This is a genomic window from uncultured Sulfitobacter sp. (assembly GCF_947497275.1).
Classification (GTDB): domain Bacteria; phylum Pseudomonadota; class Alphaproteobacteria; order Rhodobacterales; family Rhodobacteraceae; genus Sulfitobacter.
Map to the genome: position 1 here is coordinate 338515 of NZ_CANMFS010000001.1, position 22323 is coordinate 360837.

A 22323-nucleotide genomic window follows, 5' to 3' on the forward strand; every position below is an offset into this window, starting at 1 on the left:
GGAGCGCGTGGATGAAAACAGTTGTATTCGATCTCGATGGCACATTAGCCGATACCAGCGGTGATCTGATCGCTGCGGCCAACGCGTGTTTTCGCGATATGGGGGCGGGCGATCTGTTGGATCCGCGCGCCGACGCGGGCACCGCGCTGCGCGGCGGTCGGGCGATGCTACGGCTGGGGATGGAACGGTTGGGGCGGGCAGCACACGATCCGTTGATCGACGCCTATTACCAGCCGCTTCTGGATCATTACGCCCGCGAGATCAGTACCCACACCCGCCTTTACGACGGCGCGATGGACGCGGTCGCGATGCTCAAGTCGCGTGGCTATCTGGTGGCGATTTGCACGAACAAACCGGAAGGTCTGGCGCGTGAGTTGCTGGGCCGGCTTGGTGTTCTGGAACACTTTGGGGCGATGCTTGGCGCGGACAGTCTCGCTGTGCGCAAACCCGACCCCGAGCACCTGTTCGAGACCGTGCGCCGCGCGGGAGGCGCGCCGGAACGCTGTGTGCTGATCGGCGACAGCGTGACCGACAGGGATACGTCGACAGCGGCGGGGGTGCCGTCGATCCTGGTCACCTTCGGACCGGCGGGCGACGACATGGCCGCGCTGGCACCCGAACGGTTGTTGCACCGCTACGGCGATCTGCCCGATATGGTCGACGACCTGTTAAGAGAGGCGTAGGCGATGCAGGAAGTCTTCAGCGGAAGTTTCACGCAACAGGAACCGATCCCAGAAGCAGGCATTGCAGCGGCAATAGACGTTATGCGGCACGGCCGGTTGCACCGGTACAACACCGCCCCCGGCGAGACGGCGCAAACGGTTCTGCTGGAACAGGAATTCGCACAGTCAGTCGGGGCGCGATACTGTCTTGCGGTGGCGTCAGGCGGATACGCTCTGGCCACGGCTTTGCGCGCGCTTGGCGTGACGGGCGGTGATACGGTCCTGACGAATGTATTCACCTTGGCACCGGTTCCAGGCGCCATCGCAGCCGTGGGCGCTGTGCCGGTGTTTGTCGGCGTGACCGACGAGCTGGTTCTGGACTTCGACGATCTCGAAGCGAAAGCTCAACAGGCGCGTGTCCTGCTGCTGTCCCACATGCGCGGCCACATCTGCGACATGAACCGGCTCACCGAGATTTGCGAGAAGCACGGGATCACGATCATCGAGGACTGCGCCCATACGATGGGTGCAGCATGGGATGAAAAGCCGTCGGGACGCTGGGGTAAGGTCGGGTGCTTTTCGTGCCAGACGTACAAACACATGAATTCCGGGGAAGGTGGGCTGTTGGTGACGGATGATCCGGAGGTTGCGGCACGGGCAATCCTGTATTCAGGGTCTTACATGTTGTACGAGCAGCATCTTGCGGGTCCGCCCAAGGAGGCATTCGATGATCTCATCTACGAGACTCCCAACATCTCGGGCCGGATGGACAACCTGCGTGCCGCAATATTGCGTCCGCAACTTGCGACGCTTGCAAAACAGTGCGCGCGTTGGAACGTGCGGTACGCGGCACTGGAGGCCGGGTTACGCGATGTGCCGGGACTGAAGGTGATCGAACGCTCCGAAAAAGAGCACTTTGTAGGGTCGTCGTTTCAGTTTCTCCTACCGGGCTGGTCGGCCGAAAAAATATCGCAAGCGGTTGAATGTTGCGCACGGCGCGGCGTCGCGTTGAAATGGTTCGGCGCGTCCGATCCATCAGGCTACACGAGCCGGTACGACAGCTGGGCCTATGCCGCGCCTGACCCGCTACCTGCGAGTGATCGGGTGCTTGCCGGATTGGTAGATTTGCGTGTTCCGCTGACGATCACGCCCAGCGAATTTAGCGTTATCGCGCGGATCATCCGCGAAGAAGTCGGGCGCTTGTACCAGACAGAGACGTGATCCGGATGAGCGCTTGCGCGCACGACATTTTTACGGTCGTGCGCGCGGCGGTCGGTGCGGTCAGCAACGGACGTCAGAACGTAATGGTCCCGTGATTGCCCGCATCGGGTGACTCGTCTGTCATATTGGCTTTGGCGATCTCGTAGAGGAAAGACAGCGCGCCGTCGGTTGTCCAGACTTCGGCCTGGTTTGGTGTGAATTTAACAAGTTGGGTATCGGGGTCGCGTTTGCCGTCTTCGAACCAAGCGGCGGCGACTGCATTCCACAGCTCGTCAAGCTTGTCAGGATCGGTTACCGCGCTCAACGTGCCGTCGATCCGCGCGTAAAGGCCTTCCTTGTCGCTGCTTACGATATACTCGGCCTTCGCTCCACCGGTAGCGGACGTTGCGACATCGGTACCGTTGGCGGTGATGAACCAGATGTTACCGGTCTCAGCATCCGTGTAATGGCTCATCGGCACAGCACGGGAGGTATCGGCGGACAACATCCCTGTGCGTACATCGGCGAGGCGGTCCCAGAAGGTGTTTTTCAGACTGGACATGGCGGGTTTCCTTTCGGCAATTCGTGATACGGTTGCAAGCTCAACCAAGGGGTTGCAATATTGTTCCCGGTGCGGCCTGCGCGCTTGACCGGTGCGCGGTGATCTGCAAGTAATGAACAAGCGTTCAATAAATCAGGTTCGAGGGAGAGTGCCATGTTTAACGCCGCCATGCAGTTTGATCTGGGCGAAGACGTCAATGCGATGCGCGAAACGGTACACCGTTGGGCCCAGGAACGGGTGAAGCCGATGGCGCAAGACATCGACAAGGAGAACCTGTTTCCGCCGACGTTATGGCAGGAGATGGGGGAACTCGGCCTTCTGGGGATGACCGTCGAGGAAGAGTGGGGCGGTACCGGTATGGGGTATCTGGCGCATACGCTCGCCGTGGAAGAGATCGCGCGGGCATCGGCTTCCGTTTCGCTCTCCTACGGTGCCCATTCGAACCTGTGCGTGAACCAGATCCGGCTGAACGGAACCGATGCGCAGCGGGCGAAATTTCTGCCCAAACTGTGTTCAGGAGAGCACGTAGGCGCGCTGGCGATGTCGGAGACCTCCGCCGGGTCCGATGTGGTATCGATGAAGCTGTCGGCGGAAAAGCGCAACGATCACTTTCGGCTGTCGGGCAACAAGTACTGGATCACCAATGGCTGCGACGCCGAAACGCTCGTGGTCTACGCCAAGACGGACCCCGACGCAGGATCGAAAGGCATCACGGCTTTCCTGATCGAGAAATCAATGAAAGGCTTCAGCACGAGCGCACATTTCGACAAGTTGGGCATGCGGGGGTCGAACACGGCGGAGCTGATCTTTGACGATTGCGAAGTTCCGTTCGAGAATGTGCTGGGCGAGGAGGGTAAGGGCGTGCGCGTGCTTATGTCCGGTCTCGATTACGAGCGTGTGGTGCTGGCGGGCATAGGCTTGGGGATCATGGCCGCCTGTCTCGACGAAATCATGCCCTACATGGCCGAGCGCAAGCAATTCGGGCAACCGATCGGGTCATTCCAGCTGATGCAGGGCAAGATGGCGGATATGTATGCGGCGATGAATTCGGCGCGCGCCTACGTTTATGAGGTCGCCAAGGCCTGTGATCGCGGCGATGTGACCCGCGCGGATGCGGCGGCGTGCTGCCTTTATGCCTCCGAGCAGGCGATGGTGCAGGCGCATCAGGCGGTGCAGGCAATGGGTGGGGCGGGCTATCTGAGCGACAATCCGGTCGGTCGCATTTTCCGCGACGCCAAGCTGATGGAGATCGGTGCAGGGACCTCCGAGATCCGCCGGATGCTGGTGGGCCGGGAAATGATGCAGGCGATGGGATAGGCAATGGCTGCCGAGCGGGAAAGCGCACTCGACGGGTTGATCGGGCTGGAACTGGAAGGCGGGCTGCTGCACGACGAGCTGCACTGGCTGACGGTAATTCTGGAGGCGGCGGCGGCGCTGATCGACCTTTTCGCGATCTTCGTCCTGCTGATCGGCGCGGGGCGGTTCATGGTTGGGGTCACGGTGGCCGAAGTGGCGCGGCGGGGCCCCGAACGGGTGCGCCGCACCAACCGCGAACGGATCGAGCTTGGGCGCTACATCCTTGCGGGGCTGGAGCTTTTCATTGTGTCGGACGTGATCCACACCGCGTTGTCGCTGCGCATGTCGGATCTGCTGTTCCTGTTGCTGCTGGTGGTGATCCGGTCGATCACCTCGTTCTTCCTCGACCGTGAACTGGAACAGCTGAAAACGGAGCTGGGGCGTGACTGAACCGGCGCTGTCCGAGCGGACCGTCGCAATTGGCTCGGATCTGCCGGTGATCAATTTGCCAGTGATCAATTTGCCGTGGATCAGGGTGCCAGGGACGAGATTACCGGTTCGGCACCTGGGCGGAAAGACGCGCGACGAGGAACGCGTAGCAGTGGGCGTGACGATCATTGAATATAGGGGCAAACCGAACGCAACGTGGTGGTGCGATATTCTCTTCGCATCCCGGTGCGATCGACTGGTCGATGCCCGCGTTACAAATCGCAGTTCCCGACAGCAGTGCGAACCGCACGGGCGGCGGGGGAGGACATGTGGTGCTACAGCGCGGTTCTGCGTCGACGATTCCGGGCGACTGGCAACGACCAGAGCCCAACCGAGCGCGACTGCGCTTTCGAGCGACGAATTGACTAGATCGAGGAGTAGATCATGAAGCTTTCATCACAGGCGTTGCCGTCCTCCGAAGGGTTCAAGGCAAACCGGGCCGCCCATCTCGAAGCGCTGGAGCAGGTGCGCACCGTCGCGGAAGCCGCGGCGCTGGGCGGCGGAGAGAAATCGCGCGCACGCCACGAGAGCCGGGGCAAGATGCTGCCGCGCGAGCGGGTGGCGAATCTGCTTGATCCGGGTGCGCCGTTTCTTGAGATCGGCGCCGTGGCAGCACACGGGCTCTACGACGGTGCCGCGCCCTGTGCGGGAGTGATCGCGGGGATCGGCAGGGTGCAGGGTCACGAGGTCATGGTCGTGTGCAATGACGCCACAGTGAAGGGTGGAACTTACTATCCGATGACGGTCAAGAAGCACTTGCGCGCTCAGGAAATCGCCGAGGAGAATAATCTACCTTGTATCTACCTCGTCGACAGCGGCGGCGCGAACCTGCCCAATCAGGACGAGGTTTTCCCTGACCGGGACCATTTCGGACGTATCTTCTACAATCAGGCACGGATGAGTGCGCAGGGGATTCCACAGATCGCAGTGGTCATGGGGTCGTGCACGGCGGGTGGGGCGTATGTGCCGGCGATGTCGGATGTTACGATCATTGTGAAGGAGCAGGGGACGATCTTTCTCGCCGGGCCTCCGCTTGTGAAGGCGGCGACCGGTGAGGTTGTCACGGCGGAGGAACTGGGCGGGGGCGATGTGCACACGCGGCTGTCGGGCGTGGCGGATTATCTGGCCGAGGACGATGCCCACGCGCTGGCGCTCGCGCGGCGTGCTGTCGGACATCTCAATCGTGCGAAACCGGAAACCGTACAGTGGCAAAGTGTCGAAGAGCCGGCCTATGATCCCGAAGAGATCCTCGGCGTGGTGCCCGGCGATCTGCGCACGCCCTACGATATCCGCGAGGTGATCGCGCGCATCGTCGACGGCAGCCGTTTCGACGAGTTCAAGCCGCGCTTCGGCGAGACGCTGGTGACGGGTTTCGCGCATCTCAAGGGGTGCCCGATCGGGATCATTGCCAACAACGGGGTCCTGTTTTCGGAGGCGGCTCAGAAGGGCGCGCATTTCGTCGAGCTGTGTTCGCAGCGCAATATTCCGTTGATATTCCTGCAAAATATTACCGGCTTCATGGTCGGGCGCAAGTACGAGAACGAAGGCATCGCGCGCCACGGAGCGAAACTCGTGACAGCGGTGGCCTGCACGAACGTCCCCAAGGTAACGATGCTGGTGGGCGGCTCTTTCGGCGCCGGCAATTATGGCATGGCGGGGCGTGCCTATAGCCCGCGGTTCCTGTGGACATGGCCGAATTCACGCATTTCCGTCATGGGCGGGGCGCAGGCGGCGGGGGTTCTGGCAACTGTCAAACGCGACGCGATCGAGCGGCAGGGCGAGACGTGGACCGATGCGGAAGAAGCCGCGTTCAAGCAGCCCACGATCGACATGTTCGAGGAGCAGTCGCATCCGCTTTATGCCTCCGCGCGGCTTTGGGACGACGGGATCGTCGATCCGCGCAAGACGCGCGATGTGCTGTTTCTAAGCCTGTCCGCCGCGCTCAACGCGCCTATCGAAGAGACGCGTTTCGGCGTGTTCCGGATGTGATCGGGCGGAGTCACATAGTGTACACCAGGCGTACACCGCCCGTGCAGTCGCCAAGGGATATGACGCTGAACGAGGCGGGAAAGAAATACCCCGGCGTGCAGACGATATCGTTTGCCGACACCCCGACGCTGATCGACAGGCTGACGGGGCTGACCAAGGGGGCGGACGATACGTGTGAAAGCTGGCGGGCCAAGCACAGACGATACCACAGACCGCTAAGCATTTTTGCGCAGGACAGGGAACTGATCCGGGAACGCTTCGCGATGGTGGAGGATTTCGGCGCATGACCCATGACCAGCGCGAGACGTGCAGGATGACGCGGCGGATGACCGACGCAGGGATTAGGAGAGGACGCAGCGATGTTTGATACAATTCTGATTGCAAACCGGGGCGAAATCGCCTGTCGGGTGATGGACACCGCGCAGGCGATGGGGGTGCGCTGCGTCGCGGTGTATTCCGATGCCGATGCCGGGGCGAAACACGTGGCGATGGCGGATCAGGCAGTCCACATCGGCGGATCGGCCCCGTCCGAAAGCTATCTGCGGGGTGACGTGATCATCCAGGCGGCGCTGGACAGCGGCGCGCAGGCGATCCATCCGGGCTATGGTTTTCTGAGCGAGAATCCCGGTTTCGTGGATGCGGTCGAGAAAGCGGGCCTGGTGTTTATCGGACCGTCGGCGGATGCGATCCGCGCGATGGGGCTCAAGGATGCGGCCAAGGCGCTGATGGTGGAGGCGGGCGTGCCGGTGGTGCCGGGCTATCACGGCAGCGATCAGGACGATGATCTGCTGGCGGCGGAAGCGGACAAGATCGGATACCCTGTGTTGATCAAGGCGGTCGCGGGCGGCGGCGGCAAGGGGATGCGGCAGGTGGAGACGCCGGAGGAATTCGCAGCGGCCCTGCAAAGCGCCCGGTCCGAGGCAAAGACAGCCTTTGGCAACACCGACGTATTGGTCGAGAAATTCGTGAGCCAGCCGCGCCACATCGAAGTGCAGGTTTTTGGCGACGGCACCCGTGCGGTGCATCTGTTCGAGCGCGACTGCTCGCTTCAGCGGCGCCACCAGAAGGTGATCGAGGAGGCACCGGCGCCCGGCATGACCGAAGAGATGCGCGGCGCGATGGGTGCGGCGGCAGTGCGCGCGGCCGAAGCCATCGGGTACAAAGGCGCGGGCACGGTGGAATTCATCGTGGACGGATCCGACGGGCTGCACGCGGACGGGTTCTTTTTCATGGAGATGAACACCCGTCTGCAAGTGGAGCATCCGGTGACGGAGGCAATCACCGGCGTCGATCTGGTGGAATGGCAGTTGCGCGTGGCGGCAGGGGAAGATCTGCCGATGCGGCAGGAGGATCTGACGATCAGCGGTCACGCGTTCGAGGCGCGGCTGTACGCCGAGGATGTGCCGAAGGGTTTTCTGCCCGCGACCGGGACATTGACGCATCTTGCCTTCGATCCAGCCTGCCGGGCCGACAGCGGCGTGCGGGCGGGCGACACCATCAGCCCGTTCTATGATCCGATGATCGCCAAGGTGATCGTGCACGGCCCCACGCGGGAGGTGGCACTTGCGCGGTTGCGCCGCGCGCTGGCGCAGTGCGAGGTGGCGGGAACCGTAACCAACCTTGCCTTTCTGGGCGCGCTGGCTGCGCATGACGGCTTTCGCGCGGGCGAGGTCGATACCGGTTTGATCGCACGCGACATCGACGCGCTGACCACCCCGCCCGAGATCTGCGCGCGTCACGCGGCATTGGCCGGTATGGCGGCACTTGGTCTGGACGCGGCGGGGGGTGCTGCGGGATTCACCGTCTGGACGCCGCTTTTGCGGCAGGTTCTGTTACGACAGGGTGACGACGAGACGCTGTTGAAAGTCGCGGTCGAGGGCCCGGACCGGCAGATCTGGCAGGTCGGTGATGCGCGCGTAACCGCCCAACGCATCGGTGGTGTGTGGGAAATCGACGGCCATCCCGTCGCCCCCTTCGTCGTAACGGGCGATACGGTCACCGTCTTCGACGGTTACGGCATGGTTTTCGAAAGGATCGACCCGCTGCTGCGTGCGGCGGGTGCGCAGGGCGACGGCAATTTGATCGAGGCGCCTATGCCCGGATTGGTGCGCAGCATGGCCGCGCAGGTGGGCCAGCAAGTAAGCAAGGGCGACAGGCTTGCCGTGCTCGAAGCGATGAAGATGGAACACGCGCTTTTGGCGGCGCGCGACGGTGTGGTCGCGGAAGTGCTGGCGCGCGAAGGCGATCAGGTAGAGGCGGGGGCCGCCCTGGTGCGGCTGGAAGCGGAAGAGGAGGCGGCGGCATGATCGTGCTCCACCACGTGCCGCAGTCGCGGTCCATGCGCAGCCTGTGGCTCTTGCATGAGCTGGGCATACCGTTCGAAGTGACGACCCACCGTTTGGACAAGGCGCTGAGGTCGCCCGAGCATCTGGCGCGCAGCCCTGCGGGCCGTGTTCCCGCGCTTGAGATCGGGGGGGAGAGCCTGTTCGAGACGGGTGCGATCACGCAGGTGTTGTGCGAGCGATATTCGCCCGATGATCTTGGCCGGATGCCCGGCAGCGCGGAGCGGGGGCAATGGCTTGTCTGGGTTCATTTCGCCGAAACCATCAGCCAGCACGCCGCGGCGTTGATCCAGCAGCATGTGATGCTGCGCGAGGACCACATGCGCAGCCCGGTCGTGATGAAGCTGGAAGCCGCGCGGATTGCGAAATGCTACGCCGCGATCGAGGCGCGGCTGGAGGGACGGGAGTATCTGCTGGACGGCGGGTTCTCGGCGGCGGATGTGTCGGTGGGGCAGGCGGTCTACATGGCGCTGCATTTCGCGACGCTGGCGGATTTTCCGCGCGCGGCGGCGTGGTACGACCGGATCACGGCGCGGTCTGCGTTTGTGGCCTCGGTTCCCGCGCCGCAGGAAGAGCTGTTTACCGAGACGTTCTTTGCGCCGTGGGACATCGCGTAGGCGCCGGGTGCGTATTTCATTGCACAATAGAGTGGGCAGGGTAGGTTTGACCAAGGCCGCATCAAAGGGAGGGCGCGACAGGTGACCATGGGAAAATGCGAGATATTCGAGGTGGGCCCGCGTGACGGTCTGCAAAACGAGGCGCGCGACATCCCGGTGGCGGAGAAGATCGCACTGGTGGACAAGCTGACGCAGGCAGGTTTTGCGCGGATCGAATGCGCCAGTTTCGTCTCGCCCAAATGGGTGCCGCAGATGGCGGGGTCGGCGGAGGTGCTGGCGGGGATCACGCGGGGACCGGACGTGCGCTATGCGGCGCTGACGCCGAACATGCGCGGCTACGAGGACGCGCTGGCGGCGAAGGCGGACGAGATCGCGATTTTCGCCTCGGCCTCGGAAGGGTTTTCGCAAAAGAACATCAATGCCTCCATTGCGGAAAGCATCGAGCGTTTTGCGCCGATCCTCGAAGAGGCGCGCCACATTGACCTGCCGGTGCGCGGTTATGTGTCTTGCGTCATTGAATGCCCCTACGACGGAAAGGTCGCGCCGGAACAGGTTGCGGAGGTTGCGGACAAGCTGTTTTCGATGGGCTGCTACGAGGTGTCGCTGGGCGATACCATCGGGGCGGGGACACCCGACAGCGTGGCGCGGATGCTGCTGGCGGTGCGCAATGTGGTGCCGGTGGGGCGGCTTGCGGGGCATTTCCACGATACCGGCGGTCGGGCCATTGCCAATATCGACGCCTCGCTGAGCCTTGGCGTGCGGGTGTTCGATGCGGCAGTGGGGGGATTGGGCGGTTGCCCCTATGCGCCGGGTGCCTCGGGCAACGTGGCGACAGAGACGGTCGCGGCGCACCTGGAGGCGCTGGGCTATGACACCGGCCTTGACCTTGACGTGATCAAGGACGCCGCCGACATGGCGCGCGCAATGCGCGGCTGAGGGGCGCAAAAGCACAACGCGATGTCAGTGCAGATTCTGGCGGCCGCGGGCAAGACCTTTAGTGCCGATCGGGATGGGTCCACAGACCCGCGCGCGAGGGAGGCACGCTGCTCTGAGGGCTGAACCGCTTGCCCGAACCCCTATCAACAAGCTGCGCGGCAACGCCTTCGGCGGCGGTATCGGCATGGGAAGTGTGTGCGACGTGGCAATCGGGGTTGTCACGCTCAAAATGGCGCTGACCGAGGCGCGGCTGGGCATCCTGTCCGCGATCAACCGGCCCTATGTCGTCGCACGCATCGGCGAGGGGCGTGCGCGAAGAAGCGGGTATGATGTCGATTGCGGCGCTGGCTGAACGCTTGGAAACCGAGGAAGCTGCCGAGGGGATCGGGGCGTCCTTTGATAAGCGCGAGGCGGCCTGGGTCGTCTGAGACGCGCGGTCTACTGCTGCTCGGCGTAGCGTCGGATCTGACCGATGTACCACAGGTTGCTCATCGGGCTGATGCCCCAGCTTTGAAAGGCGATGCGGCTGATTTTCAGCGAAGGATCGGCCTGTCTGAGGCGCGCGGCCAGCGGACCCTTCGTCAGACTTTGGGCGTAGGCGAAGGATCGGTTGATGAACTGCCGGTCCGGCCCGTCGCGCTGGGCGATCTGGCAGGCGCGGTCGGGCGTGGTATAGGCATCGGGCGCGGGTGCGGGGCTGTCGCGCGTGATGCTTTGGTCGCGGTAATTGCGGTAGGCCAGGAACAGCGGGATGGCCTGCGGCGGCATGCAGGCCACGCGCCCGCCGGTGTCGTTGGCAATCACCGCGAATGCAGGCGGGGGCCGGGTGCCGTTCACCCCACGCGAGGCACGCCACAGCGCCGCCATCTTGGCCGCGAAGGTGTCCGCTGTGCCGCCGCCGCAGCGGGCGGTCCCGGCCAGATAGCAGGCGGGATAGTCGATCCGGATCCATGTGACGAGTTGTCCCGCACCTTGTCGGTGAGCGGCAAAGCTGACGAGCATGTCGGAAATCGAGGTTTGCAGGTCGGGCCAGTTGGCCGATGCCAACCGGCCCTCGCGCCAGTTGGGAAGATTGATGGTAAGCGACACGGCGGGGGGGCGAGACTGGCGTGCCGTGATTTGGGCTGTAAGCTCTTCGATATAGGCATGCACGGCGGCGGCGGCGAATGCGCGGCTTTTGCCTTCGGCACCGTCGCTCAGCCGCTGACCGGCGCGGTTGCGGGTACCGGACGCGCAGCTGAACCCTTTCTGCGACCCCTGGACCAGTCGCAGAAACGGCCCGTCGATGGATATTTCGGCTACAGGGATGTCGGCGCGGTGCAGAAGGGACACGACGTGGGTGTATTCGGCCCGTGCCGCGGCGACACCCAGCTTCGCGGGGTCGCCGATAGCGCAGCGGTCCGCAGACAGCGCGATGCCCGCGTCGTAGTTGAGGGTAAAGCCCTCGGCCACACGGGCGCGCAGATTGGCAAGATCGGCATCGTCGAGATAGGTGCCGGGATAGCGCGGCAAAAGCGTGCCCCCTTCGGAGGCCCGTGCCAGTTCCACCCGCATCACGAACGTCGGGTTGAGGTCGATCACGGTGACGCCGGATTTCTTCAGTGCGGTCCATTCTGCTCGGCGCAACGGATCGCGCGCATCGAACACCGCCGCGTTGTCGAGCGCGCGCGGGTCGGGGCCGAACGTGATGTCGGCGGATGCGAGTGTGGCGGACAAAGCGAGGCAAAGAAACAGGCCGACGAGACGCAACATGGGACAACCTTTCAGACAGGACCGCGACAGACGGGCCACCGGTGGCGCACATAAACGGGTTCGCAGGCGGATGTATACCGCGATTTGGTCATCGGGACAGCCCGCCCTATGTTATGATTGCCTGCGACACCTTTCCGCCCTTCCTGCCGTTGACCCCGTCCCGTCGCACCGATAAACCCCGATATGAAGCGTAGAGCGGGGCGTACGCTGCCCTGTGCCATCCAAGAAAGGAGCCACCCTTGGAAGATATGCTCAGAGAATACTTGCCGATTCTCATTTTTCTCGCCGTCGCCATCGGTTTGGGCCTTGCGCTGATCCTTGCGGCGGTGGTCGTTGCGGTGCGCAATCCCGATCCGGAAAAGGTATCGGCCTATGAATGCGGCTTTAACGCGTTCGACGATGCGCGGATGAAATTCGATGTGCGCTTCTACCTCGTGTCTATCCTGTTCATCATTTTCGATCTGGAAATTGCGTTCCTGTTCCCTTGGGCGGTGGCGTTCGGCGACATCTCGATGACGGCGTTCTGGTCGATGATGATATTCCTCGGCGTTCTGACCGCAGGCTTTGCGTATGAATGGAAGAAAGGGGCTCTCGAATGGCAGTGAGCAACACCAAGCTACCCGCCGCGGGCGCCGCCAAGGAGCGTCTTGTCGGGACGCATGGCGCGGGCGTTCCTGCGACTGCTGGTATGGACCGCGACGTGGCGACGCAGAACCTCAACGCGTCGTTGCAGGACAAGGGTTTCCTGCTGACCTCGACCGAGGATCTGATCAACTGGGCGCGCACCGGATCGCTGCACTGGATGACCTTCGGTCTGGCGTGCTGTGCGGTTGAAATGATGCATACCTCGATGCCGCGCTATGATCTTGAGCGGTTTGGCACGGCGCCGCGCGCGTCCCCGCGCCAGTCCGACCTGATGATCGTGGCCGGTACGCTGACCAACAAGATGGCGCCGGCGCTGCGCAAGGTCTACGACCAGATGCCCGAGCCGCGCTATGTGATCTCGATGGGGTCGTGCGCCAACGGTGGCGGCTATTATCACTACAGCTATTCGGTGGTGCGCGGATGTGACCGGATCGTGCCGGTGGACATCTATGTGCCGGGCTGCCCGCCGACGGCTGAGGCGCTGCTGTACGGGATCATGCAGTTGCAGCGCAAGATGCGGCGGACGGGAACAATCGTGCGGTGATGCGCACGTGTGAAGGGAGCTTGCGATGAGCGATGCACTGAACGAATTGGGCGCCTATATCGAAGGCAAGCGGAACGACTGTGTGCTGGGATGGGACGTGACGCACGGCGAGCTGAACGTCGATACCACGCCCGCGCGTATCGTCGGTCTGGTCGAATTCCTCAAGGGCGACGCGACCTGCCGGTTCTCGTCGCTGGTGGACATCACGGCGGTGGATTACACCGGGCGGGCGAAACGGTTCGACGTGGTGTACCAGTTTCTCAGCATGTACCAGAACCAGCGCATCCGCATCCGCGTGGCCGTGCGCGAACAGGACATGGTGCCCTCGGTCGTGAGCGTGCATCCGAGTGCGAACTGGTTCGAGCGCGAAGTGTTCGACATGTTCGGCATCCTGTTCTCCGGCCACCCCGATTTGCGGCGTCTGCTGACGGACTATGGCTTCCGCGGCCATCCCCTGCGCAAGGATTTCCCGACGACGGGGTATACCGAGGTCCGCTATGACGAGGCGGAGAAGCGGGTTGTGTACGAGCCGGTATCGCTGGTTCAGGAATACCGTCAGTTCGACTTCATGTCACCGTGGGAGGGGGCCGAGTATATCCTTCCGGGCGATGAGAAAGAGGCGGCGAAGTGATGAAAGCCTTCCTGCGCGCAACAGAACTGGCAGTGCTTGGACCGTTTGCGGCCCCGGTGTGGCTGGTACGGGGCGCGCGCACTCAACGTAAATCCGACTTGGAGCAGATCTAATGGACGGCACCAAAGGTTTCGAAGACGCCCAGACGGGCGAACAGAAGATCCGCAATTTCAACATCAACTTCGGGCCGCAACACCCTGCGGCGCACGGCGTTTTGCGTCTGGTGCTGGAGCTGGACGGCGAGATCGTCGAGCGGTGCGATCCGCATATCGGTTTGCTGCACCGTGGCACCGAAAAGCTGATGGAATCGCGGACCTATTTGCAGAACCTGCCGTATTTCGACCGGCTGGACTACGTCAGCCCGATGAACCAGGAACATGCCTGGTGTCTGGCGATCGAGCGTCTGACCGGCGTCGAGGTGCCGCGCCGTGCTTCGCTGATCCGGGTGCTGTATTCCGAAATCGGGCGCATCCTGTCGCATCTGCTCAACGTCACGACGCAGGCGATGGACGTGGGCGCGCTGACGCCGCCGCTGTGGGGATTCGAAGAGCGCGAAGATCTGATGATTTTCTACGAGCGGGCCTGCGGCGCGCGTCTGCATGCGGCCTATTTCCGCCCCGGCGGTGTGCATCAGGATCTGCCCGACGCGCTGCTTGACGATATCGAGACCTGGACGCACAAGTTCCTCAAGGGCTTCATGGTCGATGTAGACGCTCTGTTGACCGAGAACCGGATTTTCAAGCAGCGCAACGTCGATATCGGTGTGGTCACCGAAGAGGAAATTCAGGACTGGGGATTTTCGGGCGTCATGGTACGCGGCTCCGGCCTTGCTTGGGACTTGCGCCGCGCACAGCCCTATGAATGCTACGACGAGTTCGAGTTCCAGATCCCGGTGGGCAAAAACGGCGACTGCTATGACCGCTACCTTGTCCGCATGGAGGAAATGCGGCAGTCGGCGCAGATCATGTTGCAGGCCGTCGAGAAGCTGCGCGCGCCCGAAGGCAGGGGCGACATCCTGGCACGGGGCAAGATCACGCCGCCGTCGCGCAGGGACATGAAAACCTCGATGGAAAGCCTGATCCACCACTTCAAGCTTTATACCGAAGGGTTCCACGTGCCGGCGGGCGAAGTCTATGCCGCTGTCGAGGCGCCGAAGGGTGAATTCGGCGTTTATCTGGTGGCCGATGGCACCAATAAACCGTATCGCGCCAAACTGCGTGCGCCGGGCTATCTGCACCTGCAGGCGATGGATCACATGGCGACGGGGCACCAGCTGGCCGATGTGGCGGCAATCCTCGGGTCGATGGATATCGTGTTCGGTGAGGTGGACCGTTGAGATTTGCGCTGGCCCTCGCTGCGCTTGCAAGCTCCGCGGTGGCGGTGCACGCCCTTGAGGTCGGGGAGGGCGCGTTCCGCTTTTCTTCTGACCTGAGCGCAGAAGGGTTCACACCATTCGCGACTTCGGGAAGCGGCTCTGCCATCTATGGCATGCGGCGGGACACCCAGCAATATCTCTGTTTCATAGCTGATCAAGGTGACGATCAGGCTGAACGGCAGCGGGTGCTTCTGGCGGAACTTGCGGGTGAGAACCCGGACAGGACCGTCCCGAATATTCCCGTCGTCTGTATTTTGACCCAATAGGACTGACCATGCTACGCCGCTTACACACAGACCAGCCAGACAGTTTTGCCTTCACGCCCGCCAACCAAGCGTGGGCCGAGGCGCAGATGACGAAGTTTCCCGAAGGCCGACAGGCGAGCGCCATAATTCCTTTGCTGTGGCGCGCGCAGGAGCAGGAGGGGTGGCTGACCCGTCCGGCGATCGAACATGTCTCGGAGATGTTGGGACTGGCGTATATTCGCGGGCTTGAAGTGGCGACGTTTTACTTCATGTTCCAGTTGCAACCGGTTGGGTCCGTTGCCCATATTCAGGTTTGCGGCACCACGTCCTGCATGATTTGCGGAGCCGAGGATCTGATCGGAATCTGCCGCGACAAGATCGCGCGGAACCCGCATGATCTGTCCCCCGACGGCAAGTTCTCGTGGGAAGAGGTCGAATGTCTGGGGGCGTGTTCCAACGCGCCGATGGCGCAGATCGGCAAGGATTACTACGAGGATCTGACGGCAGAGAAATTCACCGCGCTGCTCGATGATCTGGCAGCCGGCAAGGTGCCGACGCCGGGTCCGCAGAACGGGCGCTATGCGTCCGAACCGCTGGACGGGCTGACGTCGCTGACCGAATATGACAGCGGCAAGACGCAGTATAATGCTTCCGTGCAACTGGCGACCGACATCGGCGATACCGTAAAGCGTATCGACGGCACCGAAGTGCCGCTGTTGACGCCGTGGCAGGGCACGGCGACCGATACTGGCAAGCATCCGGGCCCGCCCCCCAAGGACATGATGCCGCCTGATGGACCCGACGGAAAACAGGGCGGGCGGTCGGAAAGCGAGGCCCCCGCACCGCGCGATCGCGGCGATGCGTCCGACCAGGTGTCGGAGGCTCCGGGCGAAGCGGAGGACGCCGAGGCCAAGGCCAAACCCGTGCGGGGCGACGTCGCGCCGGGCAAGGAAAGCGATGTGAAGGCCGAAAGCGGTGTGCCCACCGGCCCGGGCAGGAAGCCGCGTACGATGAAAGAGCCCCGCAAGGCGGGTGCGGACAATCTCAAGCTGATCAAGGGTGTCGGCCCGAAGCTTGAAAAGCTGCTGAACGACATGGGATTTTTCCATTTCGACCAAATCGCGAAATGGGGCGAAGACGAACTGGCATGGGTTGACCGCAATCTGGAGGGTTTCAAGGGCCGTGCATCGCGCGACGACTGGGTCGAACAGGCGACGCGCCTGGCGCGCGGAGAAGAAACCGAGTTCTCTGCCCGTGCGAAAAAGGGCCGACGTGACGAGTAGCGCCTGATCCGGAGATCCAACGGGAGATAAATGGCAGAGATGGCGACGAGACAGAACAATGCGGACTGCGCGCCCCCCTGCGGTGGGATCGCGGCGGTTGTCGCTGTGGTTGCGATGGGCGTGTTGTACGGGCTGGCCGGGGTCGGTGTTCTGCAAGCGTCGTTTGGGGCCGGGTTTTTCGGTAATGCGCTGGGGGCCGTGCTGTTTGTTTTGATCTGCGGGGTGCTGATGGCGACAGTGGGTCCGGGACCATCTGCCGCATCTTTGGGACGCCGGACCGAAGGGGCGTCGGCCGCGGATTATGGCCACGGGTGGCGGGATCGAATTCTCGCGGGCGAGGACGAAATGCTGCTTGCAGGAGTGCCGATGCGTGACGGACAATGACGACAAACTCTCGCGCGACGGTCGGCGGCTGGCCCTTGTCAGTGTGGCCAGCGCACTGGGTTTCTTGGCGATCGAATTCGCCGGGGCTACGTTCGGGTGGCCAAATCAGCTTATGGGCCTGCTAGAGCTCGGCATTGCCGCCGTGTTCTTGTGGGTGATGATACAAGCGTACAAGCTTTGGCGCGCGCGCCAGGGCGACAGGAATGGATGAGCGATATGCTACAGGATAAAGACCGGATCTTCACCAACATCTACGGGATGCATGACCGCTCCCTCAAGGGCGCGCAGGCGCGCGGCCATTGGGACGGGACGGCGGACATCATCAAGAAGGGTGCCGCCTGGATCGTCGATGAAATGAAGGCGTCGGGTCTGCGCGGGCGCGGCGGAGCGGGCTTTCCGACCGGTTTGAAGTGGTCTTTCATGCCTAAGGAAAGCGACGGGCGGCCCAGCTATCTGGTAGTGAACGCTGACGAATCAGAGCCGGGCACCTGCAAGGACCGCGAGATCATGCGCCACGATCCGCACACGCTGATCGAAGGCTGTCTGATAGCGAGCTTCGCGATGAACGCCAACGCCTGCTATATCTACATTCGCGGCGAATACATCCGTGAGAAAGAGGCGCTTCAGAACGCTATTGATGAAGCGTACGAGGGCGGGTTGCTGGGCAAGAACGCCGCCGGTTCGGGCTGGGATTTCGATCTGTACCTCGCACACGGGGCGGGCGCGTATATCTGCGGCGAGGAGACGGCGTTGCTCGAAAGCCTTGAAGGCAAGAAGGGGATGCCGCGGATGAAGCCGCCGTTCCCGGCGGGGGCGGGACTGTATGGCTGTCCCACCACGGTGAACAACGTGGAATCCATTGCCGTCGTGCCGACGATCCTGCGCCGGGGCGGCGCGTGGTTTGCGGGGTTCGGGCGGCCGAACAACACCGGCACCAAGCTGTTTGCGATCTCGGGCCACGTCAATAACCCTTGCGTCGTCGAAGAGGCGATGAGCATCACCTTCGAAGAGCTGATCGAGAAGCATTGCGGTGGCATTCGTGGCGGCTGGGACAACCTCAAGGCAGTGATTCCCGGCGGCAGTTCGGTTCCGATGATCCCCGGCAAGGACATGCGCGAGGCGATCATGGATTTCGATTATCTGCGCGAGCAACGCTCCGGTCTCGGCACGGCGGCGGTGATCGTGATGGACCAGTCGACGGATGTGATCAAGGCGATCTGGCGGCTGTCGAAATTCTACAAGCACGAAAGCTGTGGCCAATGTACGCCATGCCGCGAGGGGACGGGATGGATGATGCGGGTGATGGACCGACTGGTCAGCGGCGATGCGGAGCCGGAGGAGATCGACATGTTGCTGGACGTGACCAAGCAGGTCGAAGGCCATACGATTTGCGCGCTTGGCGATGCGGCGGCCTGGCCCATCCAGGGGTTGATCCGGCACTTCCGTGACGAAATCGAGGACCGGATTGCGCACAAGCGGACGGGCAGGATTTCGCCCGTCGCGGCGGAGTAGGCGCCATGGAGGGTTTGGCGATGTACAGCCATGCGATCGCGTCGCTGGGGCTGTGGGCTGTTCTGGTCAGCGTTCTGGCCGCATTGTCGACCATCGGGCGCACCGCAGAGGCGCGGTGTGACTGCGGCAAGCCCAAGCGGGACTACGGCGATCCGGTCTACCGGCGAGAGCGGGCGTTCATGAATGCGGTGGAGGGGTCGGGCCCTTTCATTGCGGCAACCGTCGCGGCCATTCTGATCGGTGCGGCGCCGTTCTGGGTCAATCTGTTCGCCTCCGTTTTCATCGTGGCCCGGATCGGCATGGCGGCGGTTCACATCGGAACGACCGTGCAGGGCGCGCGCTCGGCGTTTTTCATGGTCGCATTGGTCAGCGTTCTGGCGCAGGCAATCATGGCGGTCGTCGCGGCGTTCTGAGGCCGCGGACGTTCGTGGCAAAGTCCGCGTCGGGCAGCCGACGGGCATGGCGCGACGGGCGTGTTGTGGGCGGTTCGGGTCAGCCGCAATCACCACTGGCCCTTGCAGGCGTTTTGCGCGATAACGTGGCGAAAGACCGCAAGCACGAACCGCATGCGTCCAGATGCGCAGGAGTTGAGAATGAAGTATTTGACGGGTTTGGCGATGAGCGTGGCCTTTCTTGCAGGGTGTACCTCAGCCGAGGACCGGATCTATTTCGACGGTCAGTATTACAATTCTAAACTGCGCAAGATCGACGGGCAGATTGATGTATTCACTGTCAGCGTCGCCCCGGTGTCGCGGTCGCTTGCCGGTGCGGTTGAAGCGGGCGAATACGAAGCTACTGTTCATTGCGTGAACAATTACGGCAGTTCCGACGTTATCTGGACAGTTGGGCCGGACACGCCACAGACACTACTGCCGATCCAAAACGATACGCTGCTCTTTCAGGGGCGGTGCCCCGGCGGACGCTGAACGTGGTGCCGACCGGATCCGAGGACGGAAAAGGCGACGGGAAAGGCCCGGTGTTATTGCATAGCGGCACCACAGGACCACACATGCGATCTTCGGGCGCCCACGCCCGTCGCATTTGAGGAGAATGACATGCGTAAAACGATCCTTGCCCTGAGCATACTGGCCCTGACGGCCACCGCCGTGGCCGCAAAGCCGCCGCTGCGCGACATCAAGTCCATCGATGATGCGGTCTTTGACGTTGCGGTTGCCGACCAGATACGGAAGAAGTGCCCCGACATATCCGCACGGCTGTTGCGGGCGCTGTCGATGTATCAATCGGTGCGCACCGAGGCGCGCAAGCTGGGGTACAGCGACGACGAGATCGAGGCCTATGCGGATTCGGACGCCGAGAAAGCGCGCATGAAGGCCAGGGGTGCGGCCTATTTCAAGGCCAACGGGGTTGTGACATCGGACCCGCAGAGCTATTGCGCACTAGGGCGCAAAGAGATTGAAAAATCGAGCCGCATCGGCTCGTTGCTGAGAGTGAAGTGACATCATGAGCGATATTCGCAAGATCATCATCGACGGTAAGGAAGTTGAAGCGGAAGGGGCGATGACGCTCATTCAGGCCTGTGAGCAGGCGGGCATCGAAGTGCCGCGGTTTTGCTATCACGAGCGCCTGAGCATCGCGGGCAACTGCCGGATGTGTCTTGTCGAGGTGGTGGGCGGCCCGCCCAAGCCAGCCGCAAGCTGTGCCATGCAGGTGCGCGATCTGCGGCCCGGACCCGAGGGTCAGGCGCCGGTGGTCAAGACGAATTCGCCGATGGTCAAGAAGGCCCGCGAGGGTGTCATGGAATTTCTGCTGATCAATCACCCGCTCGACTGTCCGATCTGCGACCAGGGCGGCGAATGTGATCTGCAAGATCAGGCGATGGCATACGGCGTTGATTTTTCGCGCTACCGCGAGCCCAAGCGCGCGACAGAGGACCTGTATCTGGGGCCGCTGATCGAAACCCACATGACGCGCTGCATCTCGTGCACCCGTTGCGTGCGGTTCACCACCGAAGTGGCGGGAATAACCACGATGGGCCAGACCGGGCGCGGCGAGGATGCGGAAATCACCGCCTATCTGGGCGAAACGCTCGACAGCAACTTGCAGGGCAACATAATTGATCTGTGCCCAGTGGGCGCGCTGGTGTCCAAGCCCTATGCGTTTACGGCGCGTCCCTGGGAGCTGACCAAGACCGAATCTATCGACGTCATGGATGCGCTTGGGTCAAACATTCGCGTGGACACGAAGGGCCGCGAAGTGATGCGGTTTCTGCCGCGCAACCACGACGGTGTGAATGAGGAGTGGATTTCCGACAAGACGCGTTTCGTCTGGGACGGTCTGCGCAGGCAGCGGCTCGATACGCCGTATATCCGCGAGAACGGCAAGCTGCGCAAAGCCGACTGGCCCGAGGCGCTGGCCGCTGCGGCGGCGGCGATGCAGGGCAAGACGGTTGCGGGACTGGTCGGTGATCTGGTTCCCGTCGAGGCGATCTTTGCGCTGAAACAGCTGATCGAGTCGCAGGGCGGAGTTGTCGAGTGCCGTACCGATGGGGCGAAGCTGCCCGCCGGCAACCGCTCGGGCTATGTCGGGACGGCGCTTGTCGAGGAACTGGATACGGCGGAAACGATCGTGCTGATCGGCGCCAATCCCGCGATCGAGGCGCCGGTGTTGAACGCGCGCATCCGCAAGGCGTGGGTCCGCGGCGCGACTGTCGGCGTGATCGGTCCCAAGGTCGATCTGACCTATACTTACGATCATCTGGGCGACGGGCCGGACATGCTGACCAAGATGATGCAGCGCGACCTCAGCGACGTCAGCGAGAAACGCTCGGTCGTGGTCGTGGGCATGGGGGCATTGGCGCGCGCCGATGGTGCGGCGGTTCTGGGGCAGGCGATGGCGCTGGCGAACGCGACGCAATCGAAATTGATGGTGCTGCACACCGCCGCCTCGCGCGTCGGCGCGATGGACGTCGGTGCCACCTGCGATGGCGGTATCTCCGAGGCGGTGGCGGCGCAGGTGATCTTTAACCTCGGTGCGGACGAAGGCGACATCCCCGCAGGTCCGTTCGTGATCTATCAGGGCAGCCACGGCGACAGGGGCGCGCACCGCGCGGACATCATCCTGCCCGCTGCCGCCTATACCGAAGAGCCGGGCCTGTTCGTCAATACCGAAGGCCGGCCACAGATCGCGCAGCGCGCCAGTTTCGCGCCCGGTCAGGCCAAGGAAAACTGGGCTATCCTGCGCGCCCTGAGCGCCGAGATGGATGCGACGTTGCCGTTCGATTCGATTGCGGCGCTGCGTCAGGCGCTGGTCAAGGCGCATCCGCATCTGGGCAAGGTCGATCAGGTTGCCGAGAACGAATGGCAGGCGGAGGCGGAAGGCGACATCGAGGACCAGCCCTTTTCCTACGCGATCAAGGATTTCTATCTGAGCAACCCGATTGCCCGCGCGTCCAGCCTGATGGCGGAATTGTCAGCAAACGCAAAGGCGCGCCGGTCGGAGCCGTTGGCCGCCGAGTGAGACGCATGAGCGTGATCGCGCTGTGTGCGCTTGCCGGCTGTACCCCGCCCCCCCCGACAGCAGAGGACTTCATCCCCGAGTACAAGGGGGTGGAGACGGTGCTGCTTGACGGTGATCTGGTTCAGTTCAACGTGGCGATGACCAAGGCGCTGGCGTCGGCGAACGTCGCTGCCTATGCAGAATGTGCCGCAGCGCAGTACACTCTGATCCGGGGCTACGGTTTTGCGCGTCATGTCAGGACAAATGTGGCGATTGAGGGTGGCATTTGGCGGGCCGATGCTGTTTACACGATCTCGCCGAGCCTGCCAAAAGGCTTGAAGACTATTGATGCCGAAGTGGTGACGCAAAACTGCTTGGAGAAAGGCATCCCGACGGTGTGAGG

26 protein-coding genes are annotated in these 22323 nt (G+C 62.8%); 24 read left to right on the plus strand and 2 right to left on the minus strand.

The genetic code is table 11. The features are described from left to right. Positions 1 to 11: 11 nt before the first annotated feature. Positions 12 to 683, plus strand: a complete 672-nt coding sequence (locus Q1A06_RS01575) for an HAD-IA family hydrolase (RefSeq protein ID WP_299557981.1) — start codon at positions 12 to 14, stop codon at positions 681 to 683. 3 nt (positions 684 to 686) lie between these two features. Continuing rightward, positions 687 to 1883 (plus strand): aminotransferase class I/II-fold pyridoxal phosphate-dependent enzyme, encoded by a 1197-nt coding sequence (locus Q1A06_RS01580; RefSeq protein WP_299557982.1) that lies wholly within the window; start codon positions 687 to 689, stop codon positions 1881 to 1883. A gap of 73 nt (positions 1884 to 1956) precedes the next feature. Here the strand turns inward: Q1A06_RS01580 and Q1A06_RS01585 are convergent, their stop codons facing one another. After that, entirely contained in the window at positions 1957 to 2424 is a 468-nt protein-coding gene (locus Q1A06_RS01585; protein WP_299557983.1) for a pyridoxamine 5'-phosphate oxidase family protein, read from the minus strand. Between the two features lie 153 nt (positions 2425 to 2577). On the opposite strand from Q1A06_RS01585, the gene Q1A06_RS01590 reads away from it, so the two are divergent. The 8 genes from Q1A06_RS01590 (at position 2578) to Q1A06_RS01625 (ending at position 10445) form a co-directional block, all read left to right on the plus strand. After that, entirely contained in the window at positions 2578 to 3741 is a 1164-nt protein-coding gene (locus Q1A06_RS01590; RefSeq protein ID WP_299557984.1) for an acyl-CoA dehydrogenase family protein, read from the plus strand. 3 nt (positions 3742 to 3744) lie between these two features. Beyond that, on the plus strand, positions 3745 to 4170 hold the full coding sequence (locus Q1A06_RS01595) for a DUF1622 domain-containing protein (RefSeq protein ID WP_299557985.1): 426 nt from the start codon (positions 3745 to 3747) through the stop codon (positions 4168 to 4170). Between the two features lie 423 nt (positions 4171 to 4593). Continuing rightward, the gene (locus Q1A06_RS01600; protein WP_299557986.1) at positions 4594 to 6198 is read left to right on the plus strand and encodes a carboxyl transferase domain-containing protein; all 1605 of its coding nucleotides are present in this window, start codon (positions 4594 to 4596) and stop codon (positions 6196 to 6198) included. A gap of 59 nt (positions 6199 to 6257) precedes the next feature. Next, a complete protein-coding gene (locus tag Q1A06_RS01605) occupies positions 6258 to 6485 on the plus strand; it encodes a hypothetical protein (protein WP_299557987.1) in 228 nt (75 codons plus the stop codon). A 72-nt stretch (positions 6486 to 6557) separates the two neighbouring features. Beyond that, positions 6558 to 8504 carry a biotin carboxylase N-terminal domain-containing protein gene (locus tag Q1A06_RS01610; protein ID WP_299557989.1) on the plus strand — a complete coding sequence of 649 codons (1947 nt, stop codon included), beginning with the start codon at positions 6558 to 6560 and terminating at the stop codon, positions 8502 to 8504. Then, complete coding sequence (locus Q1A06_RS01615) at positions 8501 to 9157, plus strand: glutathione S-transferase family protein (RefSeq protein ID WP_299557991.1); 657 nt, start codon at positions 8501 to 8503, stop codon at positions 9155 to 9157. The genes Q1A06_RS01610 and Q1A06_RS01615 overlap by 4 nt, the downstream gene beginning before the upstream one ends. A gap of 87 nt (positions 9158 to 9244) precedes the next feature. Next, complete coding sequence (locus Q1A06_RS01620; protein ID WP_299558847.1) at positions 9245 to 10093, plus strand: hydroxymethylglutaryl-CoA lyase; 849 nt, start codon at positions 9245 to 9247, stop codon at positions 10091 to 10093. Positions 10094 to 10166: 73 nt separating this feature from the next. Then, a complete protein-coding gene (locus Q1A06_RS01625; protein ID WP_366523479.1) occupies positions 10167 to 10445 on the plus strand; it encodes an enoyl-CoA hydratase-related protein in 279 nt (92 codons plus the stop codon). 86 nt (positions 10446 to 10531) lie between these two features. On the opposite strand, the gene Q1A06_RS01630 is transcribed toward Q1A06_RS01625, so the two are convergent. Beyond that, positions 10532 to 11845: a hypothetical protein gene (locus tag Q1A06_RS01630; protein WP_299557993.1), complete on the minus strand. Its 1314-nt coding sequence runs from the start codon at positions 11843 to 11845 to the stop codon at positions 10532 to 10534. 239 nt (positions 11846 to 12084) lie between these two features. On the opposite strand from Q1A06_RS01630, the gene Q1A06_RS01635 reads away from it, so the two are divergent. The 14 genes from Q1A06_RS01635 to Q1A06_RS01700 all read left to right on the plus strand — a co-directional run bounded on the left by Q1A06_RS01635 (position 12085) and on the right by Q1A06_RS01700 (position 22321). Further along, the gene (locus Q1A06_RS01635) at positions 12085 to 12450 is read left to right on the plus strand and encodes an NADH-quinone oxidoreductase subunit A (RefSeq protein WP_299557995.1); all 366 of its coding nucleotides are present in this window, start codon (positions 12085 to 12087) and stop codon (positions 12448 to 12450) included. Between the two features lie 83 nt (positions 12451 to 12533). Further along, positions 12534 to 13034, plus strand: coding sequence for an NADH-quinone oxidoreductase subunit B (locus tag Q1A06_RS01640; RefSeq protein ID WP_299558849.1), 501 nt, complete (start codon positions 12534 to 12536; stop codon positions 13032 to 13034). A gap of 25 nt (positions 13035 to 13059) precedes the next feature. Next, a complete protein-coding gene (locus tag Q1A06_RS01645; RefSeq protein ID WP_299557997.1) occupies positions 13060 to 13665 on the plus strand; it encodes an NADH-quinone oxidoreductase subunit C in 606 nt (201 codons plus the stop codon). A gap of 112 nt (positions 13666 to 13777) precedes the next feature. Continuing rightward, a complete protein-coding gene (locus tag Q1A06_RS01650) occupies positions 13778 to 15001 on the plus strand; it encodes an NADH-quinone oxidoreductase subunit D (RefSeq protein ID WP_299557998.1) in 1224 nt (407 codons plus the stop codon). Continuing rightward, entirely contained in the window at positions 14998 to 15306 is a 309-nt protein-coding gene (locus Q1A06_RS01655; RefSeq protein ID WP_299558000.1) for a hypothetical protein, read from the plus strand. Before Q1A06_RS01650 ends, Q1A06_RS01655 begins: the two co-directional genes overlap by 4 nt. 8 nt (positions 15307 to 15314) lie before the next feature. After that, a complete protein-coding gene (locus Q1A06_RS01660; protein WP_299558002.1) occupies positions 15315 to 16568 on the plus strand; it encodes an NADH-quinone oxidoreductase subunit E in 1254 nt (417 codons plus the stop codon). A 39-nt stretch (positions 16569 to 16607) separates the two neighbouring features. Further along, positions 16608 to 16952, plus strand: coding sequence for a hypothetical protein (locus Q1A06_RS01665; RefSeq protein WP_299558004.1), 345 nt, complete (start codon positions 16608 to 16610; stop codon positions 16950 to 16952). Continuing rightward, a complete protein-coding gene (locus Q1A06_RS01670; protein WP_299558006.1) occupies positions 16939 to 17163 on the plus strand; it encodes a DUF5337 family protein in 225 nt (74 codons plus the stop codon). The genes Q1A06_RS01665 and Q1A06_RS01670 overlap by 14 nt, the downstream gene beginning before the upstream one ends. Before the next feature lie 5 nt (positions 17164 to 17168). Further along, positions 17169 to 18464, plus strand: coding sequence for an NADH-quinone oxidoreductase subunit NuoF (nuoF, locus tag Q1A06_RS01675; protein ID WP_299558008.1), 1296 nt, complete (start codon positions 17169 to 17171; stop codon positions 18462 to 18464). Between the two features lie 5 nt (positions 18465 to 18469). Beyond that, positions 18470 to 18877, plus strand: a complete 408-nt coding sequence (locus Q1A06_RS01680; RefSeq protein WP_299558010.1) for an MAPEG family protein — start codon at positions 18470 to 18472, stop codon at positions 18875 to 18877. Between the two features lie 180 nt (positions 18878 to 19057). Beyond that, complete coding sequence (locus Q1A06_RS01685) at positions 19058 to 19390, plus strand: hypothetical protein (RefSeq protein WP_299558012.1); 333 nt, start codon at positions 19058 to 19060, stop codon at positions 19388 to 19390. A gap of 129 nt (positions 19391 to 19519) precedes the next feature. Beyond that, a complete protein-coding gene (locus tag Q1A06_RS01690; protein WP_299558014.1) occupies positions 19520 to 19921 on the plus strand; it encodes a DUF5333 domain-containing protein in 402 nt (133 codons plus the stop codon). 4 nt (positions 19922 to 19925) lie between these two features. Next, a complete protein-coding gene (nuoG, locus tag Q1A06_RS01695) occupies positions 19926 to 21941 on the plus strand; it encodes an NADH-quinone oxidoreductase subunit NuoG (RefSeq protein WP_299558016.1) in 2016 nt (671 codons plus the stop codon). Positions 21942 to 21946: 5 nt separating this feature from the next. Continuing rightward, a complete protein-coding gene (locus Q1A06_RS01700) occupies positions 21947 to 22321 on the plus strand; it encodes a hypothetical protein (protein ID WP_299558018.1) in 375 nt (124 codons plus the stop codon). Positions 22322 to 22323: the final 2 nt, after the last annotated feature.